This window comes from Psychroserpens mesophilus (genome assembly GCF_000826645.1).
GTDB classification, from domain to species: Bacteria; Bacteroidota; Bacteroidia; order Flavobacteriales; family Flavobacteriaceae; genus Psychroserpens; species Psychroserpens mesophilus.
This window is the reverse complement of sequence record NZ_JXJP01000003.1, coordinates 226,856-244,315: the sequence shown is the minus strand read 5'-3', so window position 1 is coordinate 244,315 and position 17,460 is coordinate 226,856. Positions and strand designations below refer to the sequence as shown.

Annotated in this window: 14 protein-coding genes; 5 read left to right on the top strand and 9 right to left on the bottom strand. The window is 33.6% G+C overall.

Going from position 1 to position 17,460, the window contains the following annotated elements; all coding sequences use genetic code 11:
- Positions 1-38 precede the first annotated feature (38 nt).
- Positions 39-512: a GNAT family N-acetyltransferase gene (locus TD18_RS04955; RefSeq protein ID WP_040249318.1), complete on the bottom strand. Its 474-nt coding sequence runs from the start codon at positions 510-512 to the stop codon at positions 39-41.
- A complete protein-coding gene (locus TD18_RS04950) occupies positions 499-1,521 on the bottom strand; it encodes a formimidoylglutamase (protein WP_040249315.1) in 1,023 nt (340 codons plus the stop codon). The genes TD18_RS04955 and TD18_RS04950 overlap by 14 nt, the downstream gene beginning before the upstream one ends.
- A gap of 108 nt (positions 1,522-1,629) precedes the next feature.
- Here TD18_RS04950 and TD18_RS04945 point away from each other — a divergent pair, with 108 nt between their 5' ends.
- Positions 1,630-2,511: a hypothetical protein gene (locus TD18_RS04945; protein WP_040249312.1), complete on the top strand. Its 882-nt coding sequence runs from the start codon at positions 1,630-1,632 to the stop codon at positions 2,509-2,511.
- A 73-nt stretch (positions 2,512-2,584) separates the two neighbouring features.
- On the opposite strand, the gene hutI is transcribed toward TD18_RS04945, so the two are convergent.
- The 3 genes from hutI to fumC all read right to left on the bottom strand — a co-directional run bounded on the left by hutI (position 2,585) and on the right by fumC (position 6,772).
- A complete protein-coding gene (gene hutI, locus TD18_RS04940; RefSeq protein WP_040249310.1) occupies positions 2,585-3,823 on the bottom strand; it encodes an imidazolonepropionase in 1,239 nt (412 codons plus the stop codon).
- A gap of 87 nt (positions 3,824-3,910) precedes the next feature.
- Positions 3,911-5,338 carry a T9SS type A sorting domain-containing protein gene (locus TD18_RS04935; protein WP_040249307.1) on the bottom strand — a complete coding sequence of 476 codons (1,428 nt, stop codon included), beginning with the start codon at positions 5,336-5,338 and terminating at the stop codon, positions 3,911-3,913.
- Between the two features lie 36 nt (positions 5,339-5,374).
- Entirely contained in the window at positions 5,375-6,772 is a 1,398-nt protein-coding gene (fumC, locus tag TD18_RS04930) for a class II fumarate hydratase (protein WP_040249306.1), read from the bottom strand.
- A gap of 233 nt (positions 6,773-7,005) precedes the next feature.
- Between fumC and TD18_RS04925 the strand changes: the two genes are divergently transcribed.
- Positions 7,006-7,185 (top strand): hypothetical protein, encoded by a 180-nt coding sequence (locus TD18_RS04925; protein WP_040249305.1) that lies wholly within the window; start codon positions 7,006-7,008, stop codon positions 7,183-7,185.
- A gap of 76 nt (positions 7,186-7,261) precedes the next feature.
- Here TD18_RS04925 and TD18_RS04920 read toward each other — a convergent pair whose 3' ends face one another.
- The 4 genes from TD18_RS04920 to prfB form a co-directional block, all read right to left on the bottom strand.
- The gene (locus TD18_RS04920; protein ID WP_241480643.1) at positions 7,262-9,694 is read right to left on the bottom strand and encodes a TonB-dependent receptor domain-containing protein; all 2,433 of its coding nucleotides are present in this window, start codon (positions 9,692-9,694) and stop codon (positions 7,262-7,264) included.
- 174 nt (positions 9,695-9,868) lie between these two features.
- On the bottom strand, positions 9,869-10,288 hold the full coding sequence (locus tag TD18_RS04915) for a hypothetical protein (protein WP_040249301.1): 420 nt from the start codon (positions 10,286-10,288) through the stop codon (positions 9,869-9,871).
- Positions 10,289-10,312: 24 nt separating this feature from the next.
- The gene (gene arsC, locus TD18_RS04910) at positions 10,313-10,654 is read right to left on the bottom strand and encodes an arsenate reductase (glutaredoxin) (protein ID WP_040249300.1); all 342 of its coding nucleotides are present in this window, start codon (positions 10,652-10,654) and stop codon (positions 10,313-10,315) included.
- Between the two features lie 3 nt (positions 10,655-10,657).
- Positions 10,658-11,768 (bottom strand): peptide chain release factor 2 gene (gene prfB, locus TD18_RS04905; RefSeq protein WP_152611312.1). Its coding sequence is split into 2 segments (ribosomal slippage): positions 10,658-11,704 and positions 11,706-11,768, totalling 1,110 coding nucleotides; the frame shifts between segments, so codons are not numbered across the junction.
- Between the two features lie 104 nt (positions 11,769-11,872).
- Between prfB and TD18_RS04900 the strand changes: the two genes are divergently transcribed.
- The 3 genes from TD18_RS04900 (at position 11,873) to TD18_RS04890 (ending at position 17,456) form a co-directional block, all read left to right on the top strand.
- Positions 11,873-14,284 (top strand): zinc-dependent metalloprotease, encoded by a 2,412-nt coding sequence (locus tag TD18_RS04900; protein WP_040249295.1) that lies wholly within the window; start codon positions 11,873-11,875, stop codon positions 14,282-14,284.
- 76 nt (positions 14,285-14,360) lie between these two features.
- On the top strand, positions 14,361-15,377 hold the full coding sequence (locus tag TD18_RS04895; RefSeq protein ID WP_040249292.1) for a threonine aldolase family protein: 1,017 nt from the start codon (positions 14,361-14,363) through the stop codon (positions 15,375-15,377).
- 24 nt (positions 15,378-15,401) lie between these two features.
- Positions 15,402-17,456, top strand: a complete 2,055-nt coding sequence (locus tag TD18_RS04890) for a T9SS type A sorting domain-containing protein (RefSeq protein WP_084205845.1) — start codon at positions 15,402-15,404, stop codon at positions 17,454-17,456.
- Positions 17,457-17,460 lie beyond the last annotated feature (4 nt).

Genomic DNA, 17,460 nt, shown 5'->3' with positions numbered 1-17,460 from the left:
ACAAGTGCTGATTCAGGTTTATTCAATGTTTGAAATATTTAGGTAGTTAATTTCAATTCCATTTTGATATCACTTCGTTGATACGGACTTTCTTTTTCAAGTTCTAATTTTACAAAACCAAATTTTCGGTAAATGTAAATCGCATTTTCAAGTTTTGTGGCAGAGTAGAGCATGAGCGCATCTAGTGCTATCGATTTTGCAAAATCTATACAATGTTGCAGTAAATGCTGACCTATCTGTTGTCCTCGAAAATTGGGTCTTACTGCCATTTTGGTTAATTCAAAAACCTTAGGATTTTGTGTAGGCATTAGCGCTACAGTGCCTAAAATGATACCATCTCGTTTCGCGAAGAAAATATGACCACCTTTATTGATTATATACGTTTCAGGTTTGCTTAAAACTTCTTCGTCAAAAGGTTCTACATAAAAATAGGTTGTAAGCCATTCTATATTTAACTCATAGAAATCTCTAGCATATTGGTTGTCAAAAGGAATAATTTCAAAGGATTTCATGCGCTCTTATAAAATCGGTGATGAGATATGAAATTAGTTTTCCAACTTGAACTTCAGTATCAGGCGTAGGAGCAGCTTCACAAATGTGTAAGTAGCTCGCATTTTTATGCGATCCAATAGCATGTACAAATTGTCTAGCTTGTTGCACAGATAAACCACTAGGAGACATCGCGCTACTTGGTGTATTCAAAATTGCATCACAATCTATTTCTAATCCGAAATTAAAGTTAGAAACATGGTTTAATGCTGTCTCTATTTCTGTTTTAAATTTCAATTCTTTTCGAACAGAAATCGCTTCATAGGTAGTATACTTAACCGTTTTTATTTTTTGAATGGTGTTTAAAATTTGTTCTGAAATATAATTTTCGTGCAAGCCGAAGATGTAGTAGTTTTTAAGAAAACCTTCAGCATAAGCATAGCTAAAACCATTGCCACTGTGCCTGCCTTCTTCAGCTCTAAAGTCATGATGAGCATCAAAGTTTACAGCATGGATTGGTTTTTTTAATGCTAATGAAGTGCCTTTGATATTCCCAAAAGCATTGTTATGACCACCACCAATAATAATTGGGATTTTACCAGCACTGACAATCTGAGACACTAAAAAGGCAACCTCTTCATCAATTTTAGACACCAATTTACGAGCTTTAGAGATGTGTTTCTTTTTGTTCTGATCAAGTTTTTCAAGTTTATTTTGATACGTTTCGAACTCCAAGCATCCTAATAGGGCTACTTTTTTAGGTTGAGTGAATACATTACTTTGAATATTTAACAAAATTTTAATCGCACTATCCCAAGCTTTGGAAGTTCCTGTGTTTCCATAATTTGCAAACACGCCTACATCTTCTTTTATACCAAAAATCACATAAGAAACGTCCAATTTTAACAATTGTTCGTATATATTGTCAAAGTCTGGAAGTAACACAATATGTTCTCCAAATTTGGTCTCCTTAGGGCGTTTTTTCAGAATGGCGTTTAGTTCTGAAGTTGTAAAAGGTTTTAAGTGTTCCATCAACAAAATTGATTAATTTTGAAGTATTAAAAGTACAGATTTTATTTTCAGCTTTATAAAAATTAAAAGAATTAACGTTTTAAATTAACCAAAAAATAAAAGTATAATATGGAAAATTCTAACAGTAAAGGAATTGGGTTAAAAATTGCTCTAGGTATTTTATTGGCTCTTTTTTTAGGAACCGCATTTTACACATCTAAATTGTATAATGAGAAAAAAGAAAATGAAGCGACATTAACAAGAGAGAAAGAGCAGGTCATGGCCGATTTAAGTTCAATGGCAAAACAATATGATATTGCTATTGGTGAAAATGAAATTGCAAATCAGAGTCTCGTTGAAGCTAGAGAACGTATTCAAGGGTTAATGGATTCTTTAAAAATTTCTCAAAACAGTGTCAACAGTTTGTGGAGGTACAAAAAGAAATTTATGGCACTTCAAGAAGAAATGGATGTGTTGTTATCTGAAAATGATAAGCTTAAAATTGAGAACGCCTTGCTAGCGACGTCATTAGACAGTACTAATATGCAACTACAAGAACGCGCTGTTTTTACAGATTCTTTACTAATTCAGAATACGCAATTATCTGAAGTTGTTGAAAATGCAGCAGTTTTACAAACGGTTGGATTGAAAGGTTTTGGAGTGATTGAGAGAAGTTCGGGGAAATTAATTCCGACTGAAAGAGCAAAGCGTAGCGATAAAATTAGAATTTGTTACACCGTTGCAAAAAACGCTTTGGTAGGCGCAGGAGATAAAGAATTGTATGTTCAGGTTTTGGATCCTAAAAACAATGTATTAGGTGCCAATGAACAAATTCAGTTTGACGAAACAATTTTAAACTATAGTCTAGTTAGTAAGTTTAATTACGAAAATAAAAACTTAGATATATGTGAGTTTGTTGCGCCAAACGACGATTTTATCGAAGGTCGTTATGTGGTAAATGTATTTAACGAAAACGAATTAGTATCTACCTCTGAGTTTACTTTGAAATAGATTCTCAAAATTGATAAAGAATAAAAGTCCGAAAGTTCATTGAGCTATCGGATTTTTTATTTTCAATATATAACTATTCGTAACGTTGTCCGTTAATAATTACAGTATCAATGTGGTTATCACCAAAAGCATAAGCTAGATAATGGTAGCTAGGAATAGGTTTTGTAATGATGATGTTTGCTTTTTTTCCTCTGCAAATACTGCCATACATATTGGAAATACTCATAGCATATGCACCATTTATAGTAGCAGCATTTATAGCTTCTTCTGGAGTCATCTTCATTTTGATACATGCGGCAGATACCACAAAATTCATATTTCCGCTAGGTGTAGATCCAGGATTATAATCGGTTGCCAAAGCTAAAGGTAAACCTGCATCAATAAGTTGTCTTGCAGGAGTGTATGGAATACTCAAAAAATAGGAACAACCAGGCAAAGCAACAGGAATGGTATTAGAAGACTTTAAAGCAATAATATCATCAGGATTTAATTCTTCCAGATGATCTACTGATAAAGCATTGTATTTTACACCTAATGCAACACCACCAAAGGCATTAAACTGATTGACATGTATTTTAGGTATTAAACCATGTTTTTTTCCAGCTTCAAGGACACGTTGGGTGTCTTCCAAATCGAAATAGCCTTTTTCACAAAATACGTCAATATAATCTGCTAAACGATCTTTAGCAACAGCAGGAATCATTTCATTGACCACCAGATCAATAAATCCTATTTTATTATTTTTAAATTCCTTAGGAATCGCGTGTGCAGCCAATAGGGTTGGTTTAACTTTGATAGGGAATTCTTTTTTTAATCGTTTTATTACGCGAAGCATTTTCAATTCAGCTTCAACTGTAAGTCCGTAACCAGATTTAATCTCTATTGCACCTGTACCAAGTTTAATAACTTCAGTTAGGCGTTTTGCAGCTTGATTATAAAGTTCGTCTTCAGAAGTGATTTGCAGTTTTTCAGCAGAATTTAAAATGCCTCCACCACGATTTGCAATAGCTTCATACGATAATCCGTTTATACGATCTACAAATTCTTGAGTTCGATCTCCTGCATAAACAATATGGGTATGAGAATCGCACCAGGTTGGTAAAACAGTTTTGCCTGTTGCATCAATGATTTCTTCAGCTTCAATGCCTGCAAGGTCTTTCATACTTCCATATTCTACAATGGTATCATGTTCTATATATAAGTATGCATTTTGAAGGGTTGGTAAATGTTTCATATCGTCACCTTCAACAAGAGTTACATTGGTATTTCGAACTTGAACAAGTTCTTTTATATTGGTTATGAGTATTGACATAGGAATAAGATAAAGTCTAAATTTAATAAATAAAAAGCGCCAGCAAAATGCTAGCGCTATACTTTTTTTATAGTTTATTGAATTACATTATTGTTTAATGAATTTGTAAGTCGTATCAGATCCTTCAAATTTAATGATATACAAACCATTTTGAAGTTGCGACACATCTAATTTAGCTGTAGATTGAACTGATTCTCGTAAAACTTCTTTTCCAACAACATCAATGACAATTATATTTATAGCTTCATTTCTGTTTGTAGATATATTTAAAATATGATTGGTAGGATTAGGATATATTTTTAATCCTTCAATAGTTTCACTAACGACTCCAAGTGTAAATAGATCATTTGCTAACCAAAATACAGTATCGCTAAAATTACCAACAGAAGCTATATCGTTATCCATATCATTATCAAAATCGGCAATTGCAATATCAACCATTTGAAAGTTATTATCAGTAATCGTGGTTGGAGTTGCATCAGGACTTGCGCCACTATTCCCTTTAAACCAAATGATGGCGTCATCTCCTGAAGAGAAATCAGTTACAATCACATCATTAAGAGCGTCACCATCTATGTCGACAACGTAAGCTAAAGCAGGATTAGTAATAATTGAAGCATCTGAAATGACACTAGGTGTAGAGACACCATTTTTAATTTTATTGTACCAGGTTACGTTTCCAGAAGTTATATCTGTTGAAACTACATCTGGCTGTCCATCATTATTGACATCAGCAAAAATAATATTATTTATTCTTGTTAGCGTGTTATCAACAGTTTGCGTGTCTTTAATCCAAGAAACTGCCGTAGAGCCACTCTCGTCATACTGGTTATAATAAATTTCAATTCGTTGAGGAGCTGGGAATTTATAAATACCAATAAGTACATCTAGATCACCATCATCATCATAATCTGCTATATCAACATAGTATGGTGTGTCAAAACCATCTACATCGAACTGAATTGTTTGTTCTGCGGCAAAGCCACCTAAACCATCTCCAGCATACCAAACGGTTTTAAATTCACTAAATGTAGGCACAATGATATCCATATTACCATCTAAATTAATGTCTCCAGCTTTCACTTCTCCAGGTGCAAAAATAGAACTATCAATACTTGTTTCAGGACCAAAACCTCCAGCACCATCACTTAAGAAATACACAACTTTATTTTGATTTTGAGAGGATACAATAATATCATCACCAAACTGACCATCAATATCAGCAACTTCTAAGCCATCAATAAAGGTAATTGTTGAAGAAATAGTTGGCTGAATGGTAAAGTTTCCTAAACCATCATTTTTATACCATTTGATAAAGTCAATAGAACCTGCAGCATCAAATGTAGCCATGACCAGGTCAATTGTACCATCGCCATCTAAGTCTCCAGATTCTATTTCGAATGGTTCATCACCTGTATCAGGATCGATGTTCACCAAAGGCGCAAACGTCGTTTGACTAAAGGCTGAAAAACTAGCAATTAAAATGATACATAAATTAAGTAAAGTTCTTTTCATAATAAAGGTTGTTGATTATATTTAAATATATGGAATTTATTTCAGAGAGCCTACCATGTTCTCAGGTTTCACCCAAGCATCATAATCTTCAGCAGTTACATAGCCAAGATTTATAGCTTCTTCTTTTAAAGTTGTCCCATTTTTATGAGCTGTATTTGCAATTTCAGCAGCTTTATAATAGCCAATTTTTGTATTTAAAGCAGTGACTAACATTAACGAGTTATTTAAAAGTTGTTTAATCACATTATAATTTGGTTCGATACCAGCAGCACAATGTTCTTCGAAACTAACACAAGCATCACCAAGTAATTGTGCCGATTGTAATACATTGGCTGCCATCATTGGTTTAAAAACATTAAGTTCATAATGACCTTGAGTACCTCCAACAGTAACAGCAACATCATTACCCATGACTTGAGCACAAACCATTGTTAAGGCTTCACATTGTGTTGGATTTACTTTTCCAGGCATTATAGAACTTCCAGGTTCGTTTGCAGGAATAATAATTTCACCAATTCCACTTCTAGGTCCAGAAGCCATCATACGAATGTCGTTTGCAATTTTATTAAGCGAAACAGCTAATTGTTTTAAGGCACCATGCGTTTCAACCAGAGCATCATGAGCTGCCAAAGCTTCAAATTTGTTATCTGCAGAAACAAAAGGTAAACCTGTAAACTTGGCAATGTAATCTGCAACGAGTTCACTATAACCATCAGGCGTGTTGAGTCCTGTACCCACAGCTGTACCACCAAGAGCTAATTCTGATAGGTGAGGAAGTGTGTTTTCTAAAGCTTTTAGTCCATGATCTAACTGAGAAACATAACCCGAAAATTCTTGACCAAGTGTTAAAGGAGTAGCATCCATTAAATGTGTTCGTCCAATTTTTACAACATCTTTAAATGCTAAAGATTTTTCATGTAGTGTATTTCTTAATTTAATAACTCCTGAAATTGTTGTTTCTACCACTTTTTTATAAATAGCGATATGCATTCCTGTTGGAAATGTATCGTTAGAAGACTGTGATTTGTTAACGTCATCATTCGGCTGAATTGTTTTATCACCTTCTCCAATGACTTTTCCAGCGATTTGATGTGCTCTGTTTGCAATCACTTCATTAACATTCATATTACTCTGAGTACCAGAACCCGTTTGCCAGATTACTAGAGGAAATTGGTCATTGTGTTTGCCTTCTAAGATTTCGTCGCAAACTTGTGCTATTAAATCGCGCTTTTCATTGTCTAAAACACCGAGCTCAGCATTGGTGTAAGCAGCAGCTTTTTTTAGATAAGCAAATCCAAAAACAATTTCTAAAGGCATCGATGCAGGTGCACCTATTTTAAAATTATTGCGAGAACGTTCTGTTTGTGCTCCCCAAAGTTTATCAGCAGGCACTTTTACCTTACCCATTGTGTCTTTTTCTATTCTGAATTCCATAATGTAATGTGTAATTTATAGTGTTACAAAGTTAGGATTTTGATAAGTAATTGTTTCATAATAATTGCTTTAATTTTTCATTAATTTTTTCATCGAACAATCGATTTAATTCAATTTACCATTTTGAAAAATTAAGAAATAGTATTCTTTTAATATCCTGTTAATAAAACCCAAATAAACTATTGTAAAACAAATCTGTTTATTATATCTTTGCAATAACAAAAAAAAACCACATGTTTGAATTTGACCAATATTTAGGATTTTTAGCGTTTTTAACCATATTAACTATAGGGTTTTGGTTAATGATTTTTTTAATCACATTTGTTGTTCCTTATTGGATTGGCGGATCTTTAATGGAGCGCTTAAAAGAAATTAAAGAAGAAAAGAAAGCTAAACGAGAGGCTAATAGCTAATTTTTAGTTTTTTCACTTATAAAAAAAAGGAAACCATATTGGTTTCCTTTTTTGTTGGCTGTAATAAGCGATTATCTTATCCTTCAAAATCAAAATCATCACCAGCTCCATTGCCTGAACGCTCGCGTTTTTTCTGTTGATTAAAACGATAGGTAAACGATAAATTAAAAGTGCGTTCTCTCCATTGAAATTCGCTATTAGAATTAAAAGTAGGTGTGGTTGTAAAACTTCTTCGCTTTCTTGAGTTAAATACATCACTAACATTAATTGCGATAGAAGCACGCTCTTTAAATAAATCTTTGCTGAACGCTAAATCTGTTGAGAAAATCCCTTCATTCTTATTCTGAGCGTCTTCACTAGGTCCTCGGTAATTCAAACGTGTTTGCCAGTCTATATTACCAGGAAGTGTATATTTATTATTTAAACGAATAAACCAGCTTAAGTTTTCGGCACTAAAATCGGTTCCTCCAAAAGAACCCTCAGTAACCGATTGAAAAATATTAAAGTTACCGTTGATATTCCATTTCTTAATAGGTCTGTAGGTTAGAGTAAACTCAAACCCATAGCGATCATTAGTTGCCAGATTAACAGGCGATCTTTGAATAATCTGAATCAAGTCGAAATCTTGATCTAACTGTTCGAAGTTAGGATCACTTGCATTGACAATCTGATTGGTCTCAAAAATGAAAAAATCGTCAGTTCCTATATTTATAAAATTGAAAGTATCTGTAGTTCGCTGGTAATAGATAGATGTATTTAAGGTTACTTTTTTGCTGAATTTTTTATAATAACCTAAGTCGTATGTGTTTGAAAAACTCGGATCTAAATCGGGATTCCCTTGGAATAAATTGGTTGCTGAACTACGAGAAGGAAACGGATTGATAAATCGTGAACGTGGTCTTCTAATTCTTCGGTTATAACCAAGCGTAATGTTTTCGTCAGTACCAAGTTCGTAAGCTAAATTAATGGTTGGAAAGAAGCTTACATAACTTTTTCTGTCAAATTGATTCGTTGTTTGTTGGTCAATTGTGATTCTGGTGTCTTCCATACGTAAACCTAAAAGGTAGCTAAATTTAGATTTGATTTTGCTTCCGAATTGGCTATACACAGCGTTCACATATTCTCTGTAAACTAGATTATTACTTAGGTCAGTACTCAATTCAAACATACCAGAATCATTGTTTCTAAATGAGATTTCATAATCTGTATCTAGAGTTTGAAAACGTCCTTGATACCCAAATTCAAACTGACTTACCTCTCCAACAGGAAGAACGTAATCTGCTTGTAAAAAAATACGATCTTGGTTTTCATCTGTGGTCACATCCTCAACAGCTATACCATCTTGTTGAATTAATGAATTCTCAAGCTCTGAACTTGATTCGTACTGGAAATTCGCTGTAAAGCGATGATCAGAATTATCGCCAAATTGTTTATCAAAATTTACTGTATATTGAATAGTTCTATCATCTTCGAATTCGGGATCAAATCGATTTCTAACCGTAGTCGTATTGGTTGAATTTTCAAACTCAACAATTCTGTTAGTACTTTCCTGTTCATTATTACTATCTCTAAACTGAACGGAAGTGGTTAAAGAAGCTGTGTCATTTATATACCATTCTACACCAAAATTGGTATTGATTCCTTTTCGTTCACGATCAAAATTTCGAGTTTCTTCTAGTCTGTCTCCAGACGGAATGAAAGTAGAATTCGCATAGGCATTACCTGGAATTTCTCGATAGTTATAACTCGTTGTATTGAAAAAATTGAAATCTCCAGTTCTATAATTAATATTTCCTGAAATCCCTGCTTGAGTTGGATAACCTGTATTTAAAGTTATAGCTCCATTGAGTCCTTGAAGCTTACTTCGTCTTAAAATAATGTTTAAAATACCAGCCGTACCTTCAGCATCATACCTGGCAGAAGGAGAGGTAATCACTTCGACACGTTCAATGGCTTCAGCAGGTAATTGACGTAAGGCTTCAGTAGAATTAAGACCAACTAATCCTGAAGGTTTACCATTAATTAATATTCTAACATCATCATTACCACGCAAGGCCACATTACCTTCAACATCAACAGAAACTGAAGGCACATTGTCTAAAACATCACTTACAGTTCCGCCTTGAACCGTTAAATCTTTACCAATTGTATAGATTTTTTTATCTAGTTTAATATCTGCTGTAGTTCGTTCGGCTATGATTTCGACAGTATCTAACGCTTCAAGATTTAACGACAAACTCACAGTACCTAAGTTGATACTTTTATCGAGCAATTTATCAGAATAGGTTTTTGTTTTATATGATAAATATTCAATTTTAACATCATAAGTACCCATAGGAACCTCAATTTCAAATTTACCTTCGAGATCAGTGATGCCTCCAGTAACTACGTTATTATCAGGTTTAGTGATAAAAGAAACTGTCGCGTATTCTAAGGGGAAATTATCATCAGCATCAATAACCTTACCCGTAACGGTAATTTCTTTTTGTGCAAAACTAAGGGTTGACATAAGAAGTAGGAGTAGCGTAAAGTTTATTTTCATAATCAAGTGATGGTATTATTTGCTGTTTAAAAGTGCAAAAATAATAGTACTTGATATGGAGATGGGTTAATCTTTTGTTAAACAAACTAAAGATTAACATTTCTTACAGAAATAAGCCTTTATTATTGTAAATAATCGTAATTAATTGTCTTTTTTACGTTTGTTTTTTCTTTTTTTCTTCTTCTTGTCTTTTTTCCAATCTCCTTTAAGCTGATTTAAGATAAAATCTATTTGTTCCTGTTCAAGTATGGTTTGTAAATCATTAAAATGTCTGGCATCAAGTTGAGTGACTAAATCTTGTTTTTCAAATACGGCAAGATCATACATGTAAATTTTTGTCAGTTCTTCAAAATACGCTTCTATGGTTTGCGTAACGATTTGCTTTTTAAAAGCATCAAGTTCTAGCGCTTCAGTGATATCGCTAATAATTTCTGCTTTTAACTCTTTACTTTTTTCTTCATATCGTTCTTTATCATATTTAACCTCAGCAGTTGTTTGGGAAAATCCATAACTGCTAAGTATTAAAGAGAAAACTATGATAATGCTTTTTAAAAATCTCATAATATGTAATATCTTTTTTACTACTTATATAATGTCAAGAATTAAAGAAGGAGGTCTTCCAATGACTGCTTTGTTATTATTTATAACAATGGGCCGCTCAATGAGTTTCGGGTTTTTTATCATGGCTGATATAACATCCTTATCGTTTAGTTCTTTTCCTTTAAAATCAGATTTCCAAATGGCCTCATTTTTTCTAACCAAATTTATGGGTTGAATGCCTAATAACGCGATAATTTTTTTTAGTTGCGCTTCGGAAATGGATTCTTCAAGATATTTTACCACTTCAAAATCCTTGCCAGATTTTTCCAAAATTTGAAGACCTTCTCGGGATTTTGTACAACGCGGATTGTGAAAAATTGTAATCATAGTTTATAATTGGTTTGTATTCTCTTCTTTTTGTCCCATCATCATTAAATAGGCTTTCAAAAATGGTTCTAAATCACCATCCATAACAGCATCGACATTTCCAGTTTCATGAGCAGATCTTACATCTTTTACTAATTTATATGGATGCATCACATAATTGCGAATTTGACTTCCCCATTCAATTTTCATTTTGCCAGCTTCAATATCATCACGTTGCGCCATTTGCTTTTGTAATTCAATTTCGTATAATTGAGACTTCAACATCTGTAGTGCTCTGGCACGATTATCATGTTGCGATCGAGTTTCAGAACATGATATTTGAATTCCCGAAGGTTTATGAGTTAATTGAACTTTGGTTTCAACTTTATTAACATTTTGTCCACCAGCACCACTAGACCTTGCCGTTGTGATTTCAATATCTGCAGGATTGATATCAATCTCTATGGTATCATCAACTAAAGGATACACATAAACTGAAGCAAAACTCGTATGTCGCTTGGCATTACTGTCGAAAGGAGAAATGCGAACAAGACGATGTACACCATTTTCACCTTTGAGCCATCCAAATGCATAATCGCCTTCTATTTCTAAAGTCACCGTTTTAATTCCGGCAACATCACCTTCCTGAAAGTTGAGTTCTTTCACTTTAAAACCATTCTTTTCTGCATACATCAAATACATTCGCATGAGCATGCTTGCCCAATCGCAAGATTCTGTTCCTCCAGCACCAGCGGTAATTTGCAGCACAGCACTCAAGCTATCGCCTTCATCAGACAACATGTTTTTGAATTCTAGTTTTTCAATGAGCAGTAACGCTTTTTCATATCGGTCTTGAACATCCTCTGCAGTGGCTTCTTCCTCTTTGTAAAACTCGTAGATGACCTCTAAATCTTCTAATAAGGTTTTGCCTGTTTTGTAATCTTCTACCCAACTTTTTTTCTCTCGAAGCGATTTCATAACCAATTCGGCTTGTTTGGAATCGTTCCAGAAATTTGGGTCAAACGTTTGTTCTTCTTCGTTAGAAATTTCTATCAGTTTGGCATCTATGTCAAAGATAGTGCCTTAGTTTATCAAGGCGTGTATTGAGATCTTTAATTTGATCTGAAGTAATCATATATTATAATTTTCAACAAATGTAAAGCGAAAGTCTCAGTAGAGAAAGATTTAATTTAATTTTTTACCATTAATTTATGTAATTTTATAAGCTAAATTTTTGATATGAAATCTTTTATACTTTCCCTTATTTTTTGTCTATTGGTTTTGCCCTTATTTTCTCAAATTTCAGATAAAAAAGACCTAAAAAATTACAACGGGTTTTTTAACTTCTATTACGAAGAATCTCAGGATAAAATTTACCTAGAAGTTAAAAATCTGGAACAGGAATTTTTATATGTCAATTCACTTGCAACTGGAGTCGGTTCTAATGATATTGGTTTAGACAGAGGTCAGCTAGGCAGAGAACGTATAGTGAAGTTCCAAAAAGCTGGTCATAAATTATTGCTAGTGCAACCGAATCAAAACTATAGAGCAATAACCGATAATGAACTTGAAAAGAAAAGTATTGACCAGGCGTTTGCTAAATCGGTATTATTCGGATTTAAAATTGAAGAAGAAAAAAACGGAACTTATATCATTGACTTGACGCCTTTTTTAATGGAAGATGCTCATGGTGTTGTTGAAACGTTTAAACGAAGAAAAGAGGGAACATACAAATTGGATGCTTCAAAAAGTGCATTATCATTAAATCGTACGAAAGCCTTTCCTAAAAATGTTGAGTTTGAAGCTTTGCTAACTTTTGAAGGAACACCTACAGGGAAAAACATTAGAACTGTTGTTCCAACAGCTTCTTTAGTGAGTGTCATTCAGCATCATAGTTTTATTGAATTACCTGATGATGGTTATGAAATGCGTGAGTTTGATGTGAGAAGTGGTGCCATTTCAATGGCATATTTAGATTATGCTACACCAATACATGAACCGATTAAAAAACGCTATATCATTCGTCATCGTTTAGAGAAGAAAAATCCTAAAGCAGACCTTAGTGAAGCAAAAGAACCCATCATATATTATCTCGATCCAGGAATACCAGAACCAGTTCGTTCAGCACTTTTAGAAGGTGCTCGTTGGTGGAATCAAGCTTATGAAGCTATCGGATTTAAAGATGCGTTTCAGGTCAAAATGTTACCAGCAGATGCTGATCCAATGGATTGTCGCTATAATGTGATTCAGTGGGTACATCGATCAACACGAGGCTGGAGCTATGGTGGAAGTGTTATTGATCCAAGAACAGGAGAAATTATTAAGGGTCATGTGAGCTTAGGAAGTTTACGTATTCGTCAAGATTTTATGATCGCTCAGGCCTTATTGAATAAACCTTTTGCAGAACGTGATGATAATTATCAACCTATGCTAGACATGGCTTTGGCTAGAATTCGTCAGTTGAGTGCTCACGAAGTTGGTCATACCATCGGTTTTGCTCATAATTTTGCAGCGAGTCCGAATGATAGATCTTCTGTCATGGATTATCCACATCCTTTAGTAAAATTAACTAATGGAGAGATTGATCTCAGCGAAGCTTATGCTGTAGGTATTGGAGACTGGGATAAAGTGACTGTGGCGTATAGTTATTCGGAATTTGAAAACAATCAAAATGAAAAAGAAGAACTCAATAACATATTAAAAGCTGCAACGTTTGCCGGACACCAATTTATATCAGATTCTGATGCCAGAGCAAATGGAGGAGCTCATGCATTTGCACACCTTTGGGATAATGGTAAATCGGCTTCAGAAGAATTAGAGCATGTTTTAGCCGTTAGACAACAAGCCATTTCAAATTTTTCAGTAGATAATATTCGTGAGGGCGAACCTTATTCCGTCTTAGAAGATGTCTTTGTACCCTTATATTTTTATCATAGATACCAAGTAGAAGCGGCTTCCAAAGTTATTGGTGGACTAGATTATAATTACGCTGTTAAAGGAGGAGGTCAGTTTACTGTAAAACCAATTAGGGTCGATATTCAGAAGCGCGCTTTCTTTTCTTTATTAAAATCTATTTCAGTAGAGAATTTAGCAATACCTAAAGAAAAATTAGACTTATTTCCACCGAGAGCTTTTGAATACGGACGAACAAGAGAGTCGTTTAAAGGAAAAACAGGAGTGACTTTCGACCCATTGAGTGCAGCATCAACAGCAAGTGATATGGTTTTAAAATTGTTATTGCATCCAGAACGAGCTAATCGACTGGTAATGCAATCTGGAATGAATAGGGATTTTGTTGAGAATAATATGGATTTAGAACATGTTTTATTAAGACTTGTAGGTGGTACAATTTATAAATCGGCAAATCTTGAGTACAAAGATCAGGTACAACAAATGATTAACGAAAATGTATTAAAATATATTATGAACTTAGCTGTCAGTGATGCCTCTTTTTTTCAGGTTAAAGCTATTGCTCATAAGGTGTTAATAGATATTAAGGAATCTAAAAGTAAATTTAGTGATAGTAATTCTATGTACTACATAAGTCTTATAGACCAATACCTAGAATCACCTGAAAAATTTAAGTTGCAAGCGTCACCAAAAATACCTGATGGTTCTCCAATAGGAAGCGATATATGTGATTATAACTAGATGTCAGGCTGAGCGCAGTCGAAGCTCATTAAAGCATAAATTTAAATAGTAAATAATCCTGTTTTAGAAACAATATATGATTATAGATTTAAGAAGCGATACAGTAACAAAACCAACTAAAGGTATGCTAGACGCTATGATGTCTGCTGAAGTTGGTGATGATGTATTCAAAGAAGATCCAACGGTTAATGCTTTGGAAGAACGTCTGGCAAAAATGTTTGGGAAACCGAGTGCCTTGTTTTTTCCTTCTGGAAGTATGGCTAATCAAACGGCTTTAAAATTACATACAAATCCGAGTGAACAGGTCATTTGTGATAAATATGCTCATATTTATAATTATGAAGCTGGAGGTGCTTCATTTAATAGCGGCATATCATGTCATTTAATAGATGGTGATCGAGGCATGTTTACAGCAGCTCAAGTTAAAGAAGCCATTAATCCTGATGCATTTTATTACAGTCAGACGACTTTAGTAGAAGTCGAAAATACTACAAACAAAGGAGGAGGAGCGTGCTGGGATTTTGAAGAACTTCAAAAAATCAGAACTGTTTGTGACGATCATAATTTAGGTTATCATCTGGATGGTGCACGACTTTGGAATGCTTTGGTTACTAAAAATGAAACGACTCAGCAATACGGAAATATTTTCGATACCATTTCTGTTTGTTTGAGTAAAGGACTGGGTTGTCCTGTTGGTTCTGTTTTAATAGGCGATAAAGACATCATGCAAAATGCCATTAGAGTCCGAAAAATTCTAGGAGGAAATATGAGGCAAGTAGGCTATTTAGCTGCAGCAGGTCTTTATGCTTTAGATCATAATATGAATCGCTTAAAGGACGATCATAAAAAAGCTATAGAGATTGGAACTGTTTTATCAGGATTATCGATAATAGCAAAAGTGGAACCTATTGAAACCAATATTGTCATTTTTGAGCTGGAACCTCATGTTGATGAAACTGAATTTCTTCAGCAATTAGCAAGTCAAGGCATACATATTATTGGTATGGGAAGCAATAAACTTCGTATGGTCACTCATCTGGATTATACAGATGCAATGCATGAACGATTATTAGAAGTGTTGAATGAGTTTTAATTTCAAATATATTACACATTAATTATGAGAAAAATAATACTTATCTCTCTATTTTTCACCTATTCATTTCTTGGGTTTACTCAAGTGATAGATTCACCTGCATATAGTATATCAGTTGAATGTGATGGTAATGGAAATATGAACGACCTCAATGCGTGGTTAAATTCAAATGGAGGTGCTACAGCATCGAGTACTTGTGGTAATGTAATTTGGTCAAACGATTTCACTACATTAAATACTGATTCATGTGATAGTACTACTACAGTAGTTTTTACGGCAATAGGAAATTGCGGATTAGAAACAACAATTGCTACTTTTTCTGTTTTTGATTCAACGGCTCCTGTATTTACCAGTCAGCCAACAGATTTGAATTTGGTTTGTAGTCAATATGGCTTCATTATGGAAATACAATATTGGGCAGCCAATAGTGGTATTATGGCATCAGATGAATGTGGTGATGTAGTTATCCTGCCAGATTATTCATTACAAGATATAGATTGCGATTTTGATTCTTCAATGGAGGTTACTTTTACCGCAACTGATGATTGCGGAAATTCAAGTTCAACAACAGCTTTTGTATATACAGAAGGTACTTCTGAAACTATTTGTCCTCAGCCTAGTATCACTTTTAATTCACAAGCAGAATTAGACGCATTTCCTATAAATTATCCTGATTGTAATGCAGTTGAGATCATATGGTTGAATGGCTCAGATATTGTCGATTTAACTCCTTTGTCTCAATTTTACCTACTATCATCACTATTTGTAGAAAACACAAGTATTACTGATTTTTCTGGATTAGAAAATCTAGTGTTTTTATCAGAGTTTACAGTAATTAACAATGATAATTTAATTAACTTTAATGGATTGAGTAGCATAGAGAATATTACTGAGTTTATGGTTGTTCGCGATAATGATAATCTACAGAATTTCGTTGGAATGAATAGCATTGAAGGCCTTAGAGATGTCATAATTGAAAACAATCAAAGTTTAACAAATTTTGCAGGATTAGAATCAGCAAATATTCTAACAGGATTATCTATTAATAATAATGATTCATTGCTATCACTAAATGGGTTAAACAATATTGAAAATTCAATTTTCTTTGAAGGTACAATTAATAATATTACAATTCAGGATAATGATGTTTTAGAGAATTTAAATGGGCTAAGTACATTCATCAATAAAACAGGTTCTTTAATCATTAACGATAATGCTGTTTTAAACGATATTAGTGTAATTGATAACATAGCTATTGAGAGAGATAACCCAGCAAATCCTGCTCCTCTTCAAATACAGAATAATCCGTTTTTATCGGTTTGTAATCTCAATTCTATTTGTAATTATTTATCAAATGAATGGAATCCGAATATAGATGCATTTATTCCAACTATTGTTGTTGGTAACGCCTCGGGATGTGCTTCAATTTTTGAAGTTTTAGAAGCTTGCCAAACCATACCATTTAATGATAATTGTGTTAATTCTATAAATTTAGAGTTAGGAGAAACCTTAGAAGCATATAATAATTTAGCTACAACTTCAGATGAAAATCCTAGTTGTAATGATACAGATAGAGCTGATGTTTGGTTTGCTTTTAATTCAGAAAGTAATACTTCAGTAGATATTATTGTAAATTCTGAGTATAATATCCAGCTTTGGGAAGGTAGTTGTGGTTCATTGACGCATGTACCTGATTCATGTCTTACAGGTTCATTGTTAGATTTTCCTGTAAGTACAAACTCTAATTACTTTATTCAAGTTTGGACTTGTAATAGTTGTAGAGCAATGTCTACAGGTCAATTTGATATTTTAGTTCAAGATGGAACTTTAACCACAGCCGATTTTATGTTTAATTCTATAGACGTGTTTCCAAATCCAGTTATAAATCTACTATTTATAAATAGCACACAACTTATTGAAAGTGTAGAGATTTACAATCTCTTAGGTCAAAAAATTTCAGAATCATTTCCAAGAACGAAAAAAGCACTGATTAATTTTTCAAACAATAAAAAAGGAATTTACTTTTTAACCATTAAAAGTTTTGGAGCAAAGCAAATTTTTAAAGTTGTAAAGGACTAGTTTA

Coding starts and splice junctions, on each gene's coding strand:
- TD18_RS04955 (WP_040249318.1), bottom strand. CDS start 512: ATGAAATCCTTTGAAATTATTCCTTTTGACAACCAATATGCTAGAGAT.
- TD18_RS04950 (WP_040249315.1), bottom strand. CDS start 1,521: ATGGAACACTTAAAACCTTTTACAACTTCAGAACTAAACGCCATTCTG.
- TD18_RS04945 (WP_040249312.1), top strand. CDS start 1,630: ATGGAAAATTCTAACAGTAAAGGAATTGGGTTAAAAATTGCTCTAGGT.
- hutI (WP_040249310.1), bottom strand. CDS start 3,823: ATGTCAATACTCATAACCAATATAAAAGAACTTGTTCAAGTTCGAAAT.
- TD18_RS04935 (WP_040249307.1), bottom strand. CDS start 5,338: ATGAAAAGAACTTTACTTAATTTATGTATCATTTTAATTGCTAGTTTT.
- fumC (WP_040249306.1), bottom strand. CDS start 6,772: ATGGAATTCAGAATAGAAAAAGACACAATGGGTAAGGTAAAAGTGCCT.
- TD18_RS04925 (WP_040249305.1), top strand. CDS start 7,006: ATGTTTGAATTTGACCAATATTTAGGATTTTTAGCGTTTTTAACCATA.
- TD18_RS04920 (WP_241480643.1), bottom strand. CDS start 9,694: ATGTCAACCCTTAGTTTTGCACAAAAAGAAATTACCGTTACGGGTAAG.
- TD18_RS04915 (WP_040249301.1), bottom strand. CDS start 10,288: ATGAGATTTTTAAAAAGCATTATCATAGTTTTCTCTTTAATACTTAGC.
- arsC (WP_040249300.1), bottom strand. CDS start 10,654: ATGATTACAATTTTTCACAATCCGCGTTGTACAAAATCCCGAGAAGGT.
- TD18_RS04900 (WP_040249295.1), top strand. CDS start 11,873: ATGAAATCTTTTATACTTTCCCTTATTTTTTGTCTATTGGTTTTGCCC.
- TD18_RS04895 (WP_040249292.1), top strand. CDS start 14,361: ATGATTATAGATTTAAGAAGCGATACAGTAACAAAACCAACTAAAGGT.
- TD18_RS04890 (WP_084205845.1), top strand. CDS start 15,402: ATGAGAAAAATAATACTTATCTCTCTATTTTTCACCTATTCATTTCTT.